This window comes from Flavobacterium anhuiense (genome assembly GCF_900101855.1).
In the GTDB taxonomy this organism is placed as follows: domain Bacteria; phylum Bacteroidota; class Bacteroidia; order Flavobacteriales; family Flavobacteriaceae; genus Flavobacterium; species Flavobacterium anhuiense.
In genome coordinates, this window is the sequence record NZ_FMVC01000003.1 from 208,018 (window position 1) to 225,594 (window position 17,577).

Here is a 17,577-nt window from a genome sequence, read left to right on the forward strand (position 1 = left end):
AGAATAAATAATTAGAATACTTTTGGATAAGATAGCAGTTGTCATTTTAAATTGGAACGGAGTAAAATTGCTTGAGCAATTTTTACCTTCTGTTATTCAGTTTTCAGAAGGCTCAACAATTTATGTTGCCGACAATGATTCTACGGATAATTCTGTTGCATTTGTTACAGAGAATTTCCCTACCGTAAAAATTGTAAAGAACTCAGGCAATCATGGTTTTGCAAAAGGCTATAATGATGCCTTAAAACATATTGATGCAGAAATATACGCATTGGTAAATTCAGATATCGAAGTTACCGAAAACTGGCTGAAACCAATACTTGATACTTTCGAAAAAGAAAAACAAACTGCCATTATTCAGCCTAAAATTCTTGATTTTAAAAACAAGGAATATTTTGAATATGCAGGAGCCGCTGGTGGTTTTATTGATAAATACGGCTTTCCTTTCTGTAGAGGGAGAATATTTGACACAGTCGAAAAAGATAACGGACAATATAACGACAACATCGAACTATTCTGGGCTTCAGGCGCTTGTTTCTTTATCAGAAAAAATGTTTACCACGAGTTAGGTGGATTTGACGAAAGCTTCTTTGCGCATCAGGAAGAAATAGATTTATGCTGGAGAGCTGCAAATGAAGGACATATTATAAAATACAATTCGCAAACTGTTGTTTACCACGTTGGCGGCGCAACATTACAGCAAGGAAATCCGAAGAAAACCTATTTGAATTTTAGAAATTCATTGTTAATGATGGTCAAAAATCTGCCAAAAAGAGGATTATTCTGGGTGATTTTCTTCCGCATGATTTTGGATGGAGTTGCCGGTATACGTTTTCTTACACAAGGCAAGTTTGGGCATACTTTTGCCATTTTAAAGGCACATTTTTCATTTTATTGCTTATCTTTAAAATATCTCGGAAAAAGAAAAGATTTTCAAATACAGCAATACTATATGGTAAAAAGCATCGTTTTCCTTTACTATATAAGAAAATTGACCTTATTTAAAGAAATCTTTAACAGTATTCAAAATATTAAAAACTAAATTTGTAATTCAAGTCTAATTAAAATTAAATTTATGAGAAAAATAGTTATCGCACTATCAGTATTAATGGCCCTAACATCATGTGTTTCTAAAAAGAAATATGCTGAGTTGGAAGCTAAAAACAAAGAGACTCAAGATTTGTTAAACTCATGTACTGTAAAATTAAATACGTGCTTAGAAGAAAAAGCTGGATTAGCTGCTACAGCTGAAAGCTACAAACAACATAATCAAGATCTAATCAATAGTTCTAAAGATTTAACTATCTTAACTACTAAAGGTGCTGAAAACCTTGAAAAATCTCTTGAAAGTTTAAAAGAAAAAGATTTAAAAATCGCTAGACTTCAAGACGCCTTAACTAAAAAAGACAGCGTTACTTTAGCATTGGTTACAAGCTTAAAAGGAGCAGTTGGAATCAACGACCCAGACATCGAAATCAATGTTGAAAAAGGAGTTGTATTTATTTCTATCGCTGATAAATTATTATTCAAAAGCGGTAGCTATGAAGTAAGCGACAAAGCGAAAACAGTTTTAGGAAAAGTTGCTAAAGTGGTTAACGATAAACCTGATTTCGAATGTATGGTTGAAGGCCACACTGATAACGTACCATACAAAAGCAACGGTATTATCTTAGACAACTGGGATCTGAGCGTTAAACGTTCTACTTCTATCGTACGTGTATTAACAAACGATCTTGGTGTTAACCCAGCTAAATTAATTGCCGCTGGTAGAAGCTCTTACGTTCCATTAGTTTCTAATGATACCGCTGAAGATAGAGCTCGTAACAGAAGAACTCGTATCGTAGTTATGCCAAAAATCGATCAATTCTATGATATGATTGAAAAAGAAATGAAAAAACAAGCAAAATAAACCTTGGTTTTACATACTATAAAACAGAAAAAGCAGGTCAATTGACCTGCTTTTATGTATTCTTAATTCTTATTTTAATTAATCAATTAAACGCAAAATCAAGAATAACATTATCTTTAAGTAACTAACTAAATTTTAACATAATAAAGTTACTCATTATTTTTTGTACTTTTATACTTTTAGTGTATTTTTTTACAAAATATCAATATCACCCTTACCTTCTCTTACTATAACTGGTTCATGTTCAGAAAGATCAATAATTGTTGATCCCACATTATCTCCGTAGCCACCATCTATCACCATATCTACAAGATGTTGCCACTTTTCAAAAATTAACTCTGGATCTGTGGTATATTCTATTACATCATCTTCATCGCGAATAGAAGTTGAAACCACAGGATTTCCTAACTGGCGAACAATTTCTAATATGATATTGTTATCTGGAACACGAATACCTACCGTAGTTTTCTTTTTAAATTCTTTTGGTAGATTATTATTACCAGGCAGAATAAAAGTATATGGCCCCGGCAATGCTCTTTTCAAGATTTTAAAAGTTGATGTATTAATCTGACGAACATAATCTGATAAATTGCTCAAATCATGGCAAATAAAAGAAAAATTGGCTTTCTCTAATTTTACTCCCTTTATTTTAGCAATTTTCTCCAATGCTCGTGAATTGGTAATATCACAACCTAAACCATAAACTGTATCTGTTGGATAAATTACCAAACCTCCATTGTGAAGCACTTTTACCACTTTGGCAATTGCGGCTTCACTAGGTTTGTCTGGGTATATTTTTATAAATTCTGCCATATCTTTTTGTTTCAAGTTTTTGTTTGTTTCATGTTTCAAGTTTGTCAGACTGAGCGGAGTCGAAGTCCTCTAGTTGAAAAGCTCTTTGACTCCGCTCAGAGTGACAAATGTTTTCGAAACTTGAAACAATATTTTTATCCTACGACATCTAATTTAGCAAATCTTAACAACAATTTCTTAATTCCGCCTACTTCAAATTTAATTTCTGCTTTTCTGTCTGCACCTGCTCCTTCAAGATTAATTACTTCACCTTTTCCAAAACGTTCGTGCATTACAATATTTCCAACGGTAAGCTTACTATCAAATAAATTCGAATTGCCATTACTTGGTGCATTTCCAGAAACAGGTTTTAATTTACGAATATTCAAATCTGGTTTAGGCTCATTTTTAGTAATATGAGCAGGAGGAGTTCCTCCAACCGGTTTGCTTAGTCTTAGTTTTGATTTATCGACGTCTCCAAAGATATCACCATCAATTGGCGATTTATAACGGTAACTTGTTTCGGCAGGTGTCAAATACTCTAAATATTGCCCATCAATTTCTTCAATAAAACGAGATGGTTCACTGTCTGTCAGTTTTCCCCAACGGTAACGAGATTGCGCATAGGTTAAATAAGCCTGATGTTCTGCACGAGTTAAGGCCACATAAAACAATCGACGCTCTTCTTCTAGTTCACTTCTAGTGCTCATACTCATAGCACTTGGAAACAAATCTTCTTCCATTCCCACCACAAAAACGTGAGGAAACTCTAATCCTTTTGCCAAGTGAATAGTCATTAAAGCTACACGATCCTCGTCATTTGTATCTTTATCCAAATCTGTTGCCAGAGCCACATCTTCCATAAATTCAGAAAGTGCGCCTCTTGCCCCATCAATTTCTCTTTGTCCCTCAGTAAAATCTTTAATACCGTTTAATAGCTCTTCGATATTCTGAATTTTTGACATTCCTTCAGGAGTAGCGTCTTTCTTCAATTCCTGAACTAATCCTGTCTTTTTAGCGACGTGATCTGTCAAATAAAAAGCATCCTGATTCTGATCGATAACCTGAAAACTCTGAATCATCGTTACAAAATCTTTCAGTTTATTCTTTGTACCAGCATTCAGTTTCAAATCGATTTTATCAATATTCACCATCACTTCCCAAATCGAACGTTTGTAATGATTGGCAGCAATAGTCAATTTTTCAATAGTAGTATCTCCAATTCCGCGAGCAGGATAATTGATAACACGAATCAAAGCCTCTTCGTCTTTCGGATTTAGAACCAAACGCAAATAGCATAAAACGTCTTTAATTTCCTTGCGCTGGTAGAATGATAATCCTCCATAAATTCTATACGGAATGTCGCGCTTTCTCAACGCATCCTCCATGGCACGCGATTGCGCATTGGTACGATACAAAATCGCGAATGAACCATTATGCAATTGATGCTGCATTTTCTGTTCAAAAATAGTGCTGGCTACAAAACGACCTTCTTCTGCGTCGGTCAAGCTCCTATGAACCTTAATTTTTGGTCCAAATTCGTTTGCTGTCCAAACCACTTTATCCAGTTTCGTTTTGTTGTGATCCATAACCGTATTGGCGGCTTCCACAATATTTCTTGTAGAACGGTAATTTTGCTCCAGACGAAACATCACTACACCTTCGTAATCTTTCTGGAAGTTTAGAATGTTATTGATATTCGCACCACGGAAAGCATAAATACTCTGTGCATCATCTCCAACCACACAAATATTCTGAAACTTATCAGACAAAGCTCTAACAATCAAATACTGAGAGTGATTTGTATCTTGGTACTCATCAACCAGAATATAACGGAAACGATTTTGATATTTTGCTAAAACCTCTGGAAAACGGGTCAATAATTCGTTGGTTTTCAATAACAAATCATCAAAATCCATTGCACCGGCTTTGAAACAGCGCTCCACATACTGCTGATAAATTTCTCCCAATCTAGGCTTTTTAGACATCGCATCTGCTTCCTGCAATTCAGGATTATTGAAATACGCTTTTACTGTAATCAGGCTGTTTTTGTAACTTGATATACGTCCTAAAACTTGTTTTGGTTTATAAATATCACGATCCAGCTGCATTTCTTTGATAATCGAAGAAATCAATCGCGCCGAATCCTGAGAATCGTAAATGGTAAAATTGGAAGGATATCCCAAAAGTTCTGATTCTGCACGAAGAATGCGCGCAAATATAGAGTGAAACGTTCCCATCCAAAGATTTTTAGCCTCAGATGCTCCCACAATATCTGCAATTCTATGCTTCATTTCTCTTGCCGCTTTGTTGGTAAAAGTAAGCGACAGAATATTAAATGCATCAATTCCCTGATGCATCAAATAAGCAATTCTAATTGTTAAAACACGGGTTTTTCCCGAACCTGCACCAGCAATAATAATCATTGGCCCGTCTTTTTTTAGAACAGGCGCTCTCTGCGCTTCGTTGAGCTGGTCAATATATTTCTGCATGTAATTTTCTCCTTTTAGGCAAAAATAAGAATTAATACTTTAAATAGCTACTAAGATACTGAGGTTCTAAGATGCTAAGTTTTTTGTTTTTTTGAAGCCAAACAATAGGCATTTTATTAAACATAGGTTCCCGCTTTCGGCTATATCTCTCCGCTCCGCTGCGAGGATACCGCCTCAATCGGGGCTAGAAAACAAACAGTTTTTTTGAGATGTTAAGCTACTTAAGGTTGTGAAATAGTAAGTTCTTCATCAGACAAAAGAGAGAAAACTTAGAACCTTAGCAACTCAGAATCTTACTTAAAAAACACATCGTAAGCAAATCGAATTAATGTTCCGACAACCACAATCAAAAAGAAAATTCTAATAAATCCGTTGCCTTTATTTATCGCTAATTTTGCTCCAAGCCAACCACCAAGTCCGTTGCTAATTGCCATTGGAATAGCGATTGCCCAAATGATTTTTCCTTTTATCATAAACAAACAAATCGAACCGAAATTGGTTGCCAGATTTACCATTTTAGCATTCGCGGAAGCGTGAAGAAAATCGAAACCTAGAAGTGCAATAAAAGCGACAACAAAGAAACTTCCTGTTCCTGGACCAATAAATCCGTCATAAAATCCAACAATCATACTGATCACTACTGCATAAAATATTTGAGTCGTTTCTGAATGATCTTTTGCAACATGTTGTCCGAAATTTTTCTTTGCATACGTATATACAAACAGCAGAGACAAAACCACCAATAAAAGCGGCTTCATAAAATCATTGCTTACTAAGGTCAAAATCGTAGAACCTAAAAATGCAGAAGGAACGGCCAGACACATCATTATAATTAACAATTTCCATTGAATAACAACTTTTTTCAAATATTGAAAAGCGGCAAATGCAGTTCCACTAAAAGCTGGAATTTTTAAAGTCCCGATTACAGTCGAAACTGGAAGATTTGGCAGTAAAATTAACCCCATAGGTGTTTGTATTAATCCACCTCCGCCAACAATTGCATCAATAAAACCAGCGGCAAAAGCCGCCAAACAAAGAAAAAGTATTATGTATGAATCCATTAAAAAGATATTTCGGTCTCAGTAAAAAACAAGTTGCAAAAGTACGTCTTCCTTTTTGTTTATTACTATAAATTTAAAGTTGATTTTTGATCAAAAAGTATATTTTTGCTTAAAAATTATTCCAATGGATTTCAACAAAATTATAGAACTTGCGAGTTATACTTTACCAGCCTTAGTTACAGGAGTCGTAGCGTATCGTTTCTTTGAATTACACATTAAAAACAATGACAGAAAGCGTGCTTTTTTATTAAACAAACAAGCACATAAAGAATCTCTTCCTGTGCGTTTACAGGCATACGAGCGTATGACTTTGTTTTTAGAACGTATTAACTTGACAAAATTGCTAATTAGACTTTCTCCTATTTCTCAGAATAAACACGATTACGAAAATTACGTAATTGACCAAATCGAACAGGAATTTGAGCACAATCTAACACAGCAGATTTATATGTCTGAAGAATGCTGGACTATCATTACAACTGCAAAAAATGCAACAATCCAAATGATTCGTAAAGCGGCCATGAGCGATAAAGTAGAAAATGCTGATAAACTTCGCGAAGTAATCTTAAATGATTTACTAGAAAAACAATCACCAAGCAATGCAGCTTTGAGTTTTATTAAATCTGAGGTTGCTGAACTTTGGTATTAAATAAATATTGCAGATTTTAGATTGTAGATTTTAGAGTTCAGATTTAAAACATTCAATCTAAAATCTAAAATCTGCATTCTAAAATATCAAATCAATATCTTATTATCACTCATAACCTCTGATTTATTCTGAGCATATTCATAACCTTGCTCCCACCAATCTTTCATTACCTCTTTATTAAAAATCAGAGCATTATCGGTTAGTTTTATTGGCGTGTAATATAAGTTTAGTTTCACATTCTTATTATTTGCCATAAGTTTTCCTATAGCAATATCATGTTTTTCTACTTGATCTAAGGCGATTCGGAACAAATCGATCATTAATGAAAACGGATTCTTTCCAATTACTGTTTTCGTCGTATTAACCTCCGTTTCAAGTATAATTACATCTATTTCAGTTGCTCCTCTATTGATTGCTTCACGAATTGGCACTAAACTTGAAAATCCGCCATCGCCATATTCACAGTTATTTTTTTCAACCAAACTCATAAAAGGAACATAATTACTGGATATCCAAGACCATTCGCAAAATTCCTCGTAAGTACAATCTTTTACCGATTTATATTCCGATTCGTTTTTAGTAAAATTGGTTACCGTAACGATAACGTCGGTTTTTAGTTTTTTTAGTTTATTAAAATCAGAAAGAGAAAAATTATTCTGAATATACTTTTTCAGCCCTTTGCTTTCGCCAAAAGTACGTTTTCCTTTAAAGAATTGACGCAGTACATTAAAGTGATTAATAGTCACAATATCAACTCCATCTTTCGTTTTTACCACAAACGGACAAATATTAAAAATGCTTGACATGGTAACATTGGTATAAACAGAATGGATTTTTTTGATATGACCAAGAGCCAAATGCGGAATAAGCAAACTTCCTGTTGAAGTTCCTATAAACAAATCGTATTCGTGTTTTTTTTCTTCTATTAAATATTGGGCAACACCGCCAGCAAATGCGCCTTTACTGCCACCACCTGAAATAACCAATGCTCTCATAAATTGTAATGTAGGTTTTGTTTTTTTGGGATATTTTTTTTTGACTTAAATAAGAGGAAAGAAGCAAGAAGAAAGACCTTTTATATTCTTTGCTATGAATTCTTGACTCTTGCTTCTTGCCTCTTTCTACTCTAATTTACTCCTTCAACAAACGATTCAATTGGAACTGTTCATCGGGTGTCAAATTAGGCAAAATTCTATTAAAAGAAGCACGCATTTCAGGATTTTTTAACAGAAGTCTTATAGTATCTCTACCAAATTTCGAAAACTGCCACATATGATGCGTTGTAGCGCCAACTAAATTACTCAAAACCTGATCATTAATAATTTTAAAAGCTATTAATTTTTCTAACGCGTTTTGACGTGTTGTAGCTTCGTATTTTGAAGATGAAAATGCGATTAGTTCATTTATCAAATCATCTTTTTTATTGGTATAGTTTGGCGTCGACAAAGCAAGAGAAAGCCATAAAGTCCTCAAATTATAATCGTTGAAGCCAATCCAACTTTTAGATTTATCCAAGTATTCTGTTCTATGATCTGGAAAATTTCTCCATAGCCAATAAAGCGCTATTTCTTGTGTTTGATATGATTTATCATCCAAAAGCGTTTCATAATTTGCTCTAAAATCTTCAGGAATTTTAGTTAGAGATCCAGCCAGATTTTGACGTACTCTGATGTTATTAGTCTGCAATGCCAAAAGCAGAAGAGCTTTTTTGTCTTCGTATTTTTCATTTTCCAATTGATCGACAACAGCTTCTTTTACCGATTGATAAACATCCGATTCTAAAGTAGATTTCAAACTATCTTTTTTTTCTGCAAAAGGTGTTTTTTTCAGCTTATCGATTTCTAGTCGCTTTTGAATTGCTTTGTTTTTGCTCAATAATGCATTTGCTGTCGGCGTATCAAAAACGGTCGATTCCAGCCATGTTTTCTGAAATTTCTCCAAATCAAAATCGGAAACTTTTTTAATTTCATCAAAGAAATTCTGTGTGTTTACAGTTTGATAAGCATATTTATTCAGATAGCTTTTAATTGCTTTTTTAAACGCTTTATCGCCAATTGATTCATGCAAAACAAACAATGCCCAAGCGCCTTTTTCGTAAAATGTAAGCGAACTTGCTTTTGCGTTCAAAACAGGAATCGTGTCAGTTCGAGACGCAAACTTTATTTGTTGCGCTGTGTCGTATAATTTAGAGTAAAAATAATCTTCTCCATAAATGTCTTTTTCAGCAAGCAACGCAAAATAAGTGGCAAAACCTTCTTGAAGCCAATGATGCGTGCTGCTTTCGGCGGTAATAAGATCTCCAAACCAATGATGCGCTAATTCATGAGCGTCTACATTGGTATAATTTCGATCACAAAAACCAGTTGAATCTACCACATAACGGGTTGCAAAAAGAGTCGAAGTTGTATTTTCCATTCCGGCATACAAAAAGTCTCGTACAGGGATCTGTCTATTGATTTTCCAAGGATATTTTACGCCGATTTCTTTTTCAAGGAAATCAAAAATGCATTTCGAGTAACGATACGTTGGCTCAAAACGATCTGTATCTTTGGGTTCGTAATAATATTCTAAAGGAATTCTACTCTTAGATTTAAATTCTTTTTTATCAAATTTCCCAATAGCCAGCATCAATAAATACGAACTCATTGGTTTTTCCATTTCAAATTGCCAATGATCCAGATTTCCGTTTGCAGTTTTTGCTTTTAAAACTCCGTTAGAGACCACCTGATAATCTTTATCATAAGAAATCCCTAAATTGAAAATCAATTTTTCATTTACATCGTCAAAACTCGGAAACCAATTGCTTGTATATCTGCCCTGCCCTTGTGTCCAGATTTGCACTTCATCATTTCCCATGTCAACAAAATAAAGCGCTTGTTTTGGTTTTGCTGTGTAATTGAATGTCAAATGATTTTGCCCTTTACTAAACGGAAAAACCAATTTTAACTCTTTATTGGTATTAACAAACATGATTTCGTTTTCATTGACTTTCACATTCGAAAATTCCATGTTTTTAGCGTCAAGCGAAATTGTATCGGTGTTTTGCAATACCTCAAATTGAAAATCGACAGCTCCAGAAATAAGTTTATCTTTTGGATTTATAGACAATTGCCCTGAAACCGATTTAAAATCAACGTATTGCGTTTGCTGAGCAAATAGAAAACTGGTGAATAATAGAAAAATGTATTTCATTGAAACAATTTTGAAGGCGAAATCCCAAAGTTACAAAGGTTTCCTTTACAAATAGAATGAAATTTGTATGTTTACAGTATTAAAATGACAAATCGTGTCTGAACCTCAAAAAGCCTTATTTAACTGGAGCAGCGGAAAAGATTCTGCTCTGGCTTTATACAAAATACTCCAAAATACTGATTTTAAAATCGAATGCTTACTGACAAGCGTAAACCAGCAATATCAGCGTATTTCGATGCACGGAATTCGTGTTGAATTGCTGCACGAACAGGCGCAGAGCATCGGAATTCCGTTAAAAATTCTAGAAGTACCCGAAATGCCGACAATGGAAGTTTACGAAAAAGTGGTGACTGAAACGTTAACCAAAATAAAGCAAAATGGCATAACGCATTCTATTTTTGGAGATATTTTTCTGGAAGACTTACGTCAATACCGAGAAAATCAATTGGCAAAAATCGGATTAACAGGTATTTTTCCGATTTGGAAAATCCCAACTCAAGATCTAATTCAAGAATTTATTTCATTGGAATTCAAAACCATTGTGGTTTGTGTAAACGAAAAATATTTGGATAAAAGTTTTGTCGGCAGAATAATCGATCAAGATTTCATAAATGATTTGCCTGAAAATGTTGACGTCTGCGGTGAAAACGGTGAATTTCATACTTTTACTTTTGATGGTCCGATCTTCTCAAAACCAATAGATTTTGAAATTGGCGAGATTGTTTATAGAAAATATGAAAAGCCAGAAAAGCAAGATTCATCAAATACAGCCTGTGATACTAATAATGAAACTGCTTTCGATTTTGGATTTTGGTATTGTGATTTAATTAAAAAGTAAAATGAAATTATTGTTTAGGCTCTTATTTGTCATTTTTATCTCTTTGTCTTTCCAAAGCTGTTTGGTCAACAGATGCAAGAGACCTCAAATAACAGGATACATTTATGATGCAGAAACAAAACAGCCTATTGAAAATTGTAAAGTTGGTGAGACTTTAACTCAGTTAAACGGTTCTTTTTCATTAAAAGAAAAACGGTATCGCCAATTTACTTTTTTTGGTTTTGAAGCGCCTACTTTGTCTGTAAATGAACCTATACAAAAAGAAGGTTACGAGCCTCAAAACATTCAATTTATGCAGCCTTTTGGAGGCGGAATGAAAAAAGGAGCGTTACATCATGCAGATACTATTTACATCAAGAAAAATATTTTAAAAACAAACTAACATGGATTTAAAAGAAAATGATGAAGTAAAAAAAGTAATATTCTTTCTGAAAGAAATTGGAATTGATATTATTGAAAAAGAGCTTGGAGAAACTTTTTTGCCAGGATTAGAATTAGGTCCTAACTGCATATATATCGATTACAGTAAATTATTATATCCTGGCGATATTTTACATGAAGCTGGACATCTAGCTGTAACGCTTCCGGCTGAAAGAAAACTAGTTGGAACCGTAGAAATCTCTAAAGATTGGCCAACACAAGGCGACGAAATTGCTGCGCTTTTATGGTCTTATGCAGCTTTAAACCATTTAAAGCTTTCACCTGAATTCGTATTCCATCCAAATGGGTATAAAGGTAGTTCTGAATGGTTTATTTCAAATTTTACTTCAGGAAATTATATGGGATTGCCTCTTCTGGAATGGATGGGACTATGTTTGGGGAAAGAAAAAGCTGAAAAAGAACAAAAAATGCCTTTTCCAGCTATGCAAAAATGGATTCGAGAATGACATTAAGTCGATTGATCGTCAAAAGTTTTCAAAAACCATTTGTTATCTTTTAATTCGAAAATATAATCAATATAAATCCCATTATCTAGCCCGCGCTCTTCAAGAGTGGCTTTGTTTTTCTTTACTAACAATGTACGCTTTAAATATCTTTCATCAGCCTTATTGTTGAGATGAAGCACTTTATATTTTTCCTTTGTCATTGTATAATCTGACAATTCAAAATCTTCATTGTTCGCTTTGTATTTTAAAGGAAAAATAACTCTAGTTATTTGAAATTTAGGATCTGAATTGAATTTCTTAAAAAACTCATTAAAATCTTCTGAAGTTGCTTTTGAGGTTTGCGCCAGAGTCACTGAGCTTAGTCCTAAAAGGAACATCATAAAAAAAAACTTTTTCATTACTCATTATACATTTTAAGCAAGTTCGTAACCGTGTTCCAGTTTCGAATTGTTGCTGTTACGTTTAGTTTTTTCTCGATATATTTTTGATCGAAACGGGTTTTTCCGGCACCAATGTCATATTTAATAAAAATTCTATTTTCATCAATGCTGGCTTCGTCTGGCTTGAATTGGCTTATTTTCAAATCGTTTATACTTTCCTTTTTCAAATTCATTGAAACAAAAGCAACATATAGTTTTTTCATATCGATATCCTTCTCTTTCAAGAACGGATTATTGGCAAAACACGATTCCAAATTTTCTTTGGTAATCATTACTACAGGAACTTCGTGACCAAAAACTTTAAAAATTTCCTGTTTAATCATGAAACCAACTTTTGAAGCTTCTTCTTCGCTATCCACAAAAACATTTCCAGATTGCAAATACGTTCGTACATTTTGAAAGCCAAGATTCTCCAGCATTGCTTTCAAAGCTTCCATTTTCATCATATTATGCCCAGAAACGTTGATTCCGCGCAAAAGCGCTAAATGTGTTTTCATTTTTTTAATTTTTTTCAAAGATAAAAAACACTATTCATCTTCCTCACTGATTTCAATGCCAAACTTTACTAAAAAGTCGTTAAACTTTTGTTTATATTTTGTCTGTGCTTCTTCTACAATTTCATCTGCTTCTTCGTTAGAATCTATTGCATCCAAATTAAACTTTTCTTTCACCCATTCGCGAAACTCTTCCTTATTTTCACTTTCTTCGTAATATTCTTCGTCTTGATAAAAATAAGCTTTATCAAAATCAACAGAAATTTCAGTATCGAATGTTAGAAGCTGAATCAGTTTTTGAGTGTTTTCTGCTACAACATGAACTCCCCCTTCGTCTCCAAAAACAACAATTGGGCAATTATTCAAATCTTTATCAATAATCCAGTATGCATAAGAGCTTCCTGAACCGTTTGCACCTGCAAATTCGATAAAACTATTATAGAATTCTTCTTCTTCAGACCAAGTTTTTATACCCGTTTTATCATCAGTTATGGTAAGCCCAAAACATTCTGAATACGTTTCTACACCATATTCCTGCTCAAATTCAAATAGCTTCACTAAATCTTCAGGCAGTTTATAATTGCCAAATTGAGAAGCATATTCTTCCAATGAAAATCTATTACTGTAATCTGAATACTCTGTTTCATCATCAGCTTCACCGCCTTCCTCAACAACTTCAGCGGTCAATATTTCAAAAGTTTTCATGACCGCATTTTTCACGCAGAAAAGTTCAATTCCTGGAGCATTTTCATCATTCATCCATTGGTATTTCGGATCTCCGTTTTCATCTAGATATTCCAAAATAAGCATAATTTCTTGGTCTTCATGACACCATAAAGCGCGCATTCTTATGCCAAAACCATTCGCAATTTCTTCAGAAATCTGGCTGTATTTTTTTCCTTCATAATCAAAAGGAATAAACAAATAAGTTGTTCCCGAAATATGTCTAACGATTTTTCCGTTTTCTTTCTGTTCTTCAGTTTCAGACAGAACTTCAACCATATTAATAAACTGACTTCGGAAATCAGCATACATATATTTATCCTTTTTGTCGTAATCTAAAATTGAAAGACCTTCTTTAAAAACATCTAAATAATTATTGCCTAATATTTCTTCGTTATAATCTGAATTTTCTACAAAAGAATCTTCTACAATATCAGATAATTTATGCGTTGAAGGCAGATAATTCTCAACAGTTATAATAGATCCGTCGGTATCTTGAACATTGCTGCAAATTAGAATATCTGGTCTGTTGGCGCTTATAATTGTCTGAACGTCTGTGAAACGTTCAAAATGAAACAGCATATCATCACTATAAACCAGCCACGCTGTAAGATCTCCTTTTACAAAAAGTTCACCGTGATTGTATTCACCTGCAAGCGTGTCACATTGCAGACCGCCGCCCAAATAATGCACACTTCCAAACAAGTTAATATTTACTGTTGTAGTTTTACCTAAAACAATTAAAGCCGGAGAATTATCCGTGTCATAAGAACTGATCAGTTTTGTAACGGTTAGATTTCCTTTAAAAATAAAACCTAAAATGAAAATATCGGGATGTTCTTCGGTACTGAAATCCATCTCAAACAAATCCATTTCCACATCATTTTCCGCTAACAGAAATATCGGATTTTCTTCGTAATCGGGAAAACGCCAAGTATCTTCAAAAACATTGTAGATTTTCTGATTCTTGAAATCGGTTAGATCTCCAATGATATTGTGCGCTTCGTGTCTGTTAATTACTTTGAATGTAATACCAGAAAATATCATTGTTTCAAAAGGAACTTTTTCTTCTTTAATCATAATTTGAGGCTTATAATTTAAATGTTTTAACAAATCTAGTAATTATCTTTTTTTATTAAAACAATACTGACTTTTAATTCAAAAAAAAACTCCGCTGGGAAACCAACAGAGTTTTACACTTGAGATATTAAAATAAATATCCCGTTTACCTAACTTTTTTATATTCAAATCCGGGACCGTCACAATTCCTCCATGTACTGAATAATACTCCTTTATTGTCAAGAATCAGTTCCTCAGTTAAATTTCCTAAACAGCTACCAATAATATCACTAGTTTCAGAATAAGTTAATTTAAGATTAGTCTGATCGCTGTTTTTTGTTGCTAAAAAGGTACCTGATGCCGTTGTGGTTGTTCCGTTTATTATTCTCGTTTTCAAAAATGTATTGTCGGTTTTAAAATCATAATACTCTTGCCATTGCGGCTCGCCAGGAATATAAATTGCTAAAACAAAACTAGTTGTATAGGTCGTTAATTTCCATTTTCCGTAATAACCTAGTGCATTTTTTGAAGTCGCATCATCGCTTGAACAAGATACAATGCTTAACATGATGATAAAAACAGTGGCAAACTTTTTCATTTTGATTTTGGTTTTAAGGTTAATCTTTACCTAATTAGACGATTAAATTCTCAAAAGGTTGCGTAAATCAATATTTTATGCGTCTCAAACCAACAAAATATTACCTAACCATTGATCAATTGAAAACTATAATTCATTTTTAAAATTCCCAATTAAAATTTATCTTCGCTTTCTAAAAAGAGAAAAGAATATAGAAGAAAGAAAAAGATAATGCTTGTCTTTTTTCTTTCTTCTTGCCTGTTTTAATCTTGCTTCTATAAAATCTAATCTTCGAATGTCTAATAATCTTCTCGAGACTCCAATTGAATACTTAAAAGGCGTTGGTCCAAGCCGTGGCCAGCTGCTTCGTAAGGAATTGGGTATTCATAAATATGGAGATTTAGTCAATCTTTTTCCGAATCGATACATTGACAGAACGCGTTATTATAAGATTAATGAATTGCAGAATACAGGCTCTGAGGTTCAAATTATTGGAAAAATAATTCACATCAAAACAGTTGAATTTGCTAAAAACAAAAAACGTCTCGTGGCTAGTTTTGTTGATGATACGGGGCAAATTGACTTAAACTGGTTCCAAGGGCATAAATGGATTCGTGAAAGTTTAAAACTTAATGAACCTTTGGTTATTTTTGGAAAATGTTCACTTTACGGAAGCCAATTCAGTATGGCACATCCAGAAATTGAACTATTAAGCGAACACGAAAGAAGTTTGCGTTCGGCTATGCAACCTGTTTATCCTTCGACAGAAGCTTTAGCTAATAAAGGCATTTCGAACCGTACGATAAACAAATTGATGGAACAGCTTTTTTTGGAAACACAAGCGTTGTTTACCGAAACTTTTCCGCCATTTTTAATAGAAGAATTAAAGCTGATTCCGAAACGTGCTGCTTTATTCAATATTCATTTTCCTAAAAGCGCTGAAATTTTGGCGAAAGCACAATTTAGACTGAAATTTGAAGAATTGTTCTTTATTCAGTTGCAACTAATTACAAAGAATCTCATTCGGAAACATAAAATAAAAGGGCATCCATTTGACAAAGTGGGCGAACTTTTTAATGAATTTTATAAAAACCACCTTCCTTTTGATTTAACGAATGCTCAAAAAAGAGTAATCAAAGAAATTAGAACCGATATGGGAAGCAATGCTCAAATGAACCGTTTGCTTCAAGGTGATGTGGGTTCTGGAAAAACGATTGTAGCATTTATGAGCATGCTTTTGGCTATTGACAATGGTTTTCAAGCTTGCTTGATGGCACCTACAGAAATCTTGGCCAATCAGCATTTTTTGGGTTTGTCTGAATTTGCCAAAACATTAAATATCAATATTCGAATATTAACGGGTTCTACAAAAACTTCTGAAAGAAAAATTATTCATGACGAACTGGAAAGCGGAGAACTTAAAATTCTGATTGGAACACATGCTCTGTTAGAAGATAAAGTACAGTTTCAGAATTTAGGTTTGGCCGTGATTGATGAACAGCATCGTTTTGGTGTGGAGCAAAGATCGAAGTTGTGGAAGAAAAATGATATTCCGCCACACGTTTTGGTTATGACCGCCACTCCTATTCCGAGAACATTGGCAATGAGCTTATATGGTGATTTGGATATTTCGGTTATTGACGAATTACCGCCAGGAAGGAAACCGATTCAAACTGTACATCGATACGATACGAATCGCTTGAAAGTATGGAAATTTCTTCGAGACGAAATTGCAAAAGGAAGACAGATTTATATCGTGTATCCGCTGATTCAGGAATCTGAAAAAATGGATTATAAGGATTTGATGGATGGTTACGAAAGCATTTCTCGTGATTTTCCATTGCCTCAATATTCTATTTCAATACTTCACGGAAAAATGAAACCTGCAGATAAAGATGCAGAAATGAAGCGTTTCTCTGAAGGAAAAACCAATATCATGGTTGCTACAACCGTAATTGAAGTTGGTGTAAACGTGCCAAACGCCAGTGTAATGATTATAGAAAGCGCCGAAAGGTTTGGACTTTCGCAATTGCACCAGCTGCGCGGACGTGTCGGTCGTGGTGCGGAGCAAAGTTATTGCATCTTAATGACTGGCCATAAATTAAGTTCTGACAGTAAAACCAGAATGGAAACTATGGTGCAGACCAATGACGGCTTTGAAATTGCAGAAGTGGACTTAAAACTTCGTGGTCCAGGCGACATGATGGGAACACAGCAAAGCGGTGTATTAAATCTACAGATCGCGGATATTGTCAAGGATAGAGAAATTCTTTCTTTAGCTCGAAATTATGCCATGAAAATCCTAAAAGAAGATTCCGCTCTTCAAAAACCTGAGCATTCTGTTTTAAGAAACATCTTCATTGAGTTAACTAAGAAAAAGAATATTTGGAATTATATTAGCTAGGTTCTAAGATGCTTTAAAAAGAAAGGCTGAAAAGGGTAATTAATTAACCTTTTCAGCCTT

At 34.0% G+C, this 17,577-nt stretch carries 16 protein-coding genes; 7 read left to right on the plus strand and 9 right to left on the minus strand.

From position 1 onward, the window contains the following. The first annotated feature begins 22 nt into the window (after nucleotides 1-22). Both BLP44_RS08920 and BLP44_RS08925 read left to right on the plus strand, forming a co-directional pair. The gene (locus BLP44_RS08920; RefSeq protein ID WP_091131847.1) at nucleotides 23-1,042 is read left to right on the plus strand and encodes a glycosyltransferase family 2 protein; all 1,020 of its coding nucleotides are present in this window, start codon (nucleotides 23-25) and stop codon (nucleotides 1,040-1,042) included. A 33-nt stretch (nucleotides 1,043-1,075) separates the two neighbouring features. Next, complete coding sequence (locus tag BLP44_RS08925; RefSeq protein ID WP_008464017.1) at nucleotides 1,076-1,909, plus strand: OmpA/MotB family protein; 834 nt, start codon at nucleotides 1,076-1,078, stop codon at nucleotides 1,907-1,909. Between the two features lie 192 nt (nucleotides 1,910-2,101). Here the strand turns inward: BLP44_RS08925 and BLP44_RS08930 are convergent, their stop codons facing one another. The 3 genes from BLP44_RS08930 to BLP44_RS08940 all read right to left on the minus strand — a co-directional run bounded on the left by BLP44_RS08930 (nucleotide 2,102) and on the right by BLP44_RS08940 (nucleotide 6,254). Beyond that, nucleotides 2,102-2,722 carry an L-threonylcarbamoyladenylate synthase gene (locus BLP44_RS08930; protein ID WP_091132858.1) on the minus strand — a complete coding sequence of 207 codons (621 nt, stop codon included), beginning with the start codon at nucleotides 2,720-2,722 and terminating at the stop codon, nucleotides 2,102-2,104. 134 nt (nucleotides 2,723-2,856) lie between these two features. Next, nucleotides 2,857-5,193, minus strand: coding sequence for an ATP-dependent helicase (locus tag BLP44_RS08935; RefSeq protein ID WP_091131850.1), 2,337 nt, complete (start codon nucleotides 5,191-5,193; stop codon nucleotides 2,857-2,859). A gap of 293 nt (nucleotides 5,194-5,486) precedes the next feature. Continuing rightward, on the minus strand, nucleotides 5,487-6,254 hold the full coding sequence (locus BLP44_RS08940) for a sulfite exporter TauE/SafE family protein (protein ID WP_091131855.1): 768 nt from the start codon (nucleotides 6,252-6,254) through the stop codon (nucleotides 5,487-5,489). Between the two features lie 124 nt (nucleotides 6,255-6,378). On the opposite strand from BLP44_RS08940, the gene BLP44_RS08945 reads away from it, so the two are divergent. Next, nucleotides 6,379-6,903: a DUF7935 family protein gene (locus BLP44_RS08945; protein WP_008464010.1), complete on the plus strand. Its 525-nt coding sequence runs from the start codon at nucleotides 6,379-6,381 to the stop codon at nucleotides 6,901-6,903. An 86-nt stretch (nucleotides 6,904-6,989) separates the two neighbouring features. Here BLP44_RS08945 and BLP44_RS08950 read toward each other — a convergent pair whose 3' ends face one another. Next, entirely contained in the window at nucleotides 6,990-7,898 is a 909-nt protein-coding gene (locus BLP44_RS08950) for a patatin-like phospholipase family protein (protein ID WP_066034683.1), read from the minus strand. A gap of 136 nt (nucleotides 7,899-8,034) precedes the next feature. Beyond that, nucleotides 8,035-10,095, minus strand: coding sequence for a M1 family metallopeptidase (locus BLP44_RS08955; RefSeq protein WP_091131859.1), 2,061 nt, complete (start codon nucleotides 10,093-10,095; stop codon nucleotides 8,035-8,037). 94 nt (nucleotides 10,096-10,189) lie between these two features. Between BLP44_RS08955 and BLP44_RS08960 the strand changes: the two genes are divergently transcribed. The 3 genes from BLP44_RS08960 to BLP44_RS08970 are packed head-to-tail and all read left to right on the plus strand — an operon-like array spanning nucleotide 10,190 to nucleotide 11,820. Next, on the plus strand, nucleotides 10,190-10,933 hold the full coding sequence (locus BLP44_RS08960; RefSeq protein ID WP_091131862.1) for a Dph6-related ATP pyrophosphatase: 744 nt from the start codon (nucleotides 10,190-10,192) through the stop codon (nucleotides 10,931-10,933). A 1-nt stretch (nucleotide 10,934) separates the two neighbouring features. Next, nucleotides 10,935-11,315 carry a peptidase associated/transthyretin-like domain-containing protein gene (locus BLP44_RS08965; protein WP_091131866.1) on the plus strand — a complete coding sequence of 127 codons (381 nt, stop codon included), beginning with the start codon at nucleotides 10,935-10,937 and terminating at the stop codon, nucleotides 11,313-11,315. A gap of 1 nt (nucleotide 11,316) precedes the next feature. Next, nucleotides 11,317-11,820, plus strand: coding sequence for a hypothetical protein (locus BLP44_RS08970; RefSeq protein WP_091131870.1), 504 nt, complete (start codon nucleotides 11,317-11,319; stop codon nucleotides 11,818-11,820). A gap of 2 nt (nucleotides 11,821-11,822) precedes the next feature. Here the strand turns inward: BLP44_RS08970 and BLP44_RS08975 are convergent, their stop codons facing one another. The 4 genes from BLP44_RS08975 to BLP44_RS08990 all read right to left on the minus strand — a co-directional run bounded on the left by BLP44_RS08975 (nucleotide 11,823) and on the right by BLP44_RS08990 (nucleotide 15,134). Continuing rightward, a complete protein-coding gene (locus tag BLP44_RS08975) occupies nucleotides 11,823-12,218 on the minus strand; it encodes a DUF4348 domain-containing protein (RefSeq protein WP_066034688.1) in 396 nt (131 codons plus the stop codon). Further along, nucleotides 12,218-12,757, minus strand: a complete 540-nt coding sequence (locus tag BLP44_RS08980) for a DUF1697 domain-containing protein (RefSeq protein WP_066034689.1) — start codon at nucleotides 12,755-12,757, stop codon at nucleotides 12,218-12,220. The genes BLP44_RS08975 and BLP44_RS08980 overlap by 1 nt, the downstream gene beginning before the upstream one ends. A gap of 30 nt (nucleotides 12,758-12,787) precedes the next feature. Then, entirely contained in the window at nucleotides 12,788-14,557 is a 1,770-nt protein-coding gene (locus BLP44_RS08985) for a hypothetical protein (RefSeq protein WP_244511709.1), read from the minus strand. Nucleotides 14,558-14,702: 145 nt separating this feature from the next. Next, a complete protein-coding gene (locus BLP44_RS08990; protein ID WP_066034690.1) occupies nucleotides 14,703-15,134 on the minus strand; it encodes a hypothetical protein in 432 nt (143 codons plus the stop codon). Nucleotides 15,135-15,408: 274 nt separating this feature from the next. Between BLP44_RS08990 and recG the strand changes: the two genes are divergently transcribed. Further along, the gene (gene recG / locus BLP44_RS08995; RefSeq protein ID WP_091131873.1) at nucleotides 15,409-17,517 is read left to right on the plus strand and encodes an ATP-dependent DNA helicase RecG; all 2,109 of its coding nucleotides are present in this window, start codon (nucleotides 15,409-15,411) and stop codon (nucleotides 17,515-17,517) included. Nucleotides 17,518-17,577 lie beyond the last annotated feature (60 nt).

Coding starts and splice junctions, on each gene's coding strand:
- BLP44_RS08950 (WP_066034683.1), bottom strand. CDS start 7,898: ATGAGAGCATTGGTTATTTCAGGTGGTGGCAGTAAAGGCGCATTTGCT.
- BLP44_RS08945 (WP_008464010.1), top strand. CDS start 6,379: ATGGATTTCAACAAAATTATAGAACTTGCGAGTTATACTTTACCAGCC.
- BLP44_RS08975 (WP_066034688.1), bottom strand. CDS start 12,218: ATGAAAAAGTTTTTTTTTATGATGTTCCTTTTAGGACTAAGCTCAGTG.
- BLP44_RS08930 (WP_091132858.1), bottom strand. CDS start 2,722: ATGGCAGAATTTATAAAAATATACCCAGACAAACCTAGTGAAGCCGCA.
- BLP44_RS08985 (WP_244511709.1), bottom strand. CDS start 14,557: ATGATTAAAGAAGAAAAAGTTCCTTTTGAAACAATGATATTTTCTGGT.
- BLP44_RS08955 (WP_091131859.1), bottom strand. CDS start 10,095: ATGAAATACATTTTTCTATTATTCACCAGTTTTCTATTTGCTCAGCAA.
- BLP44_RS08990 (WP_066034690.1), bottom strand. CDS start 15,134: ATGAAAAAGTTTGCCACTGTTTTTATCATCATGTTAAGCATTGTATCT.
- BLP44_RS08980 (WP_066034689.1), bottom strand. CDS start 12,757: ATGAAAACACATTTAGCGCTTTTGCGCGGAATCAACGTTTCTGGGCAT.
- recG (WP_091131873.1), top strand. CDS start 15,409: ATGTCTAATAATCTTCTCGAGACTCCAATTGAATACTTAAAAGGCGTT.
- BLP44_RS08970 (WP_091131870.1), top strand. CDS start 11,317: ATGGATTTAAAAGAAAATGATGAAGTAAAAAAAGTAATATTCTTTCTG.
- BLP44_RS08965 (WP_091131866.1), top strand. CDS start 10,935: ATGAAATTATTGTTTAGGCTCTTATTTGTCATTTTTATCTCTTTGTCT.
- BLP44_RS08935 (WP_091131850.1), bottom strand. CDS start 5,193: ATGCAGAAATATATTGACCAGCTCAACGAAGCGCAGAGAGCGCCTGTT.
- BLP44_RS08940 (WP_091131855.1), bottom strand. CDS start 6,254: ATGGATTCATACATAATACTTTTTCTTTGTTTGGCGGCTTTTGCCGCT.
- BLP44_RS08925 (WP_008464017.1), top strand. CDS start 1,076: ATGAGAAAAATAGTTATCGCACTATCAGTATTAATGGCCCTAACATCA.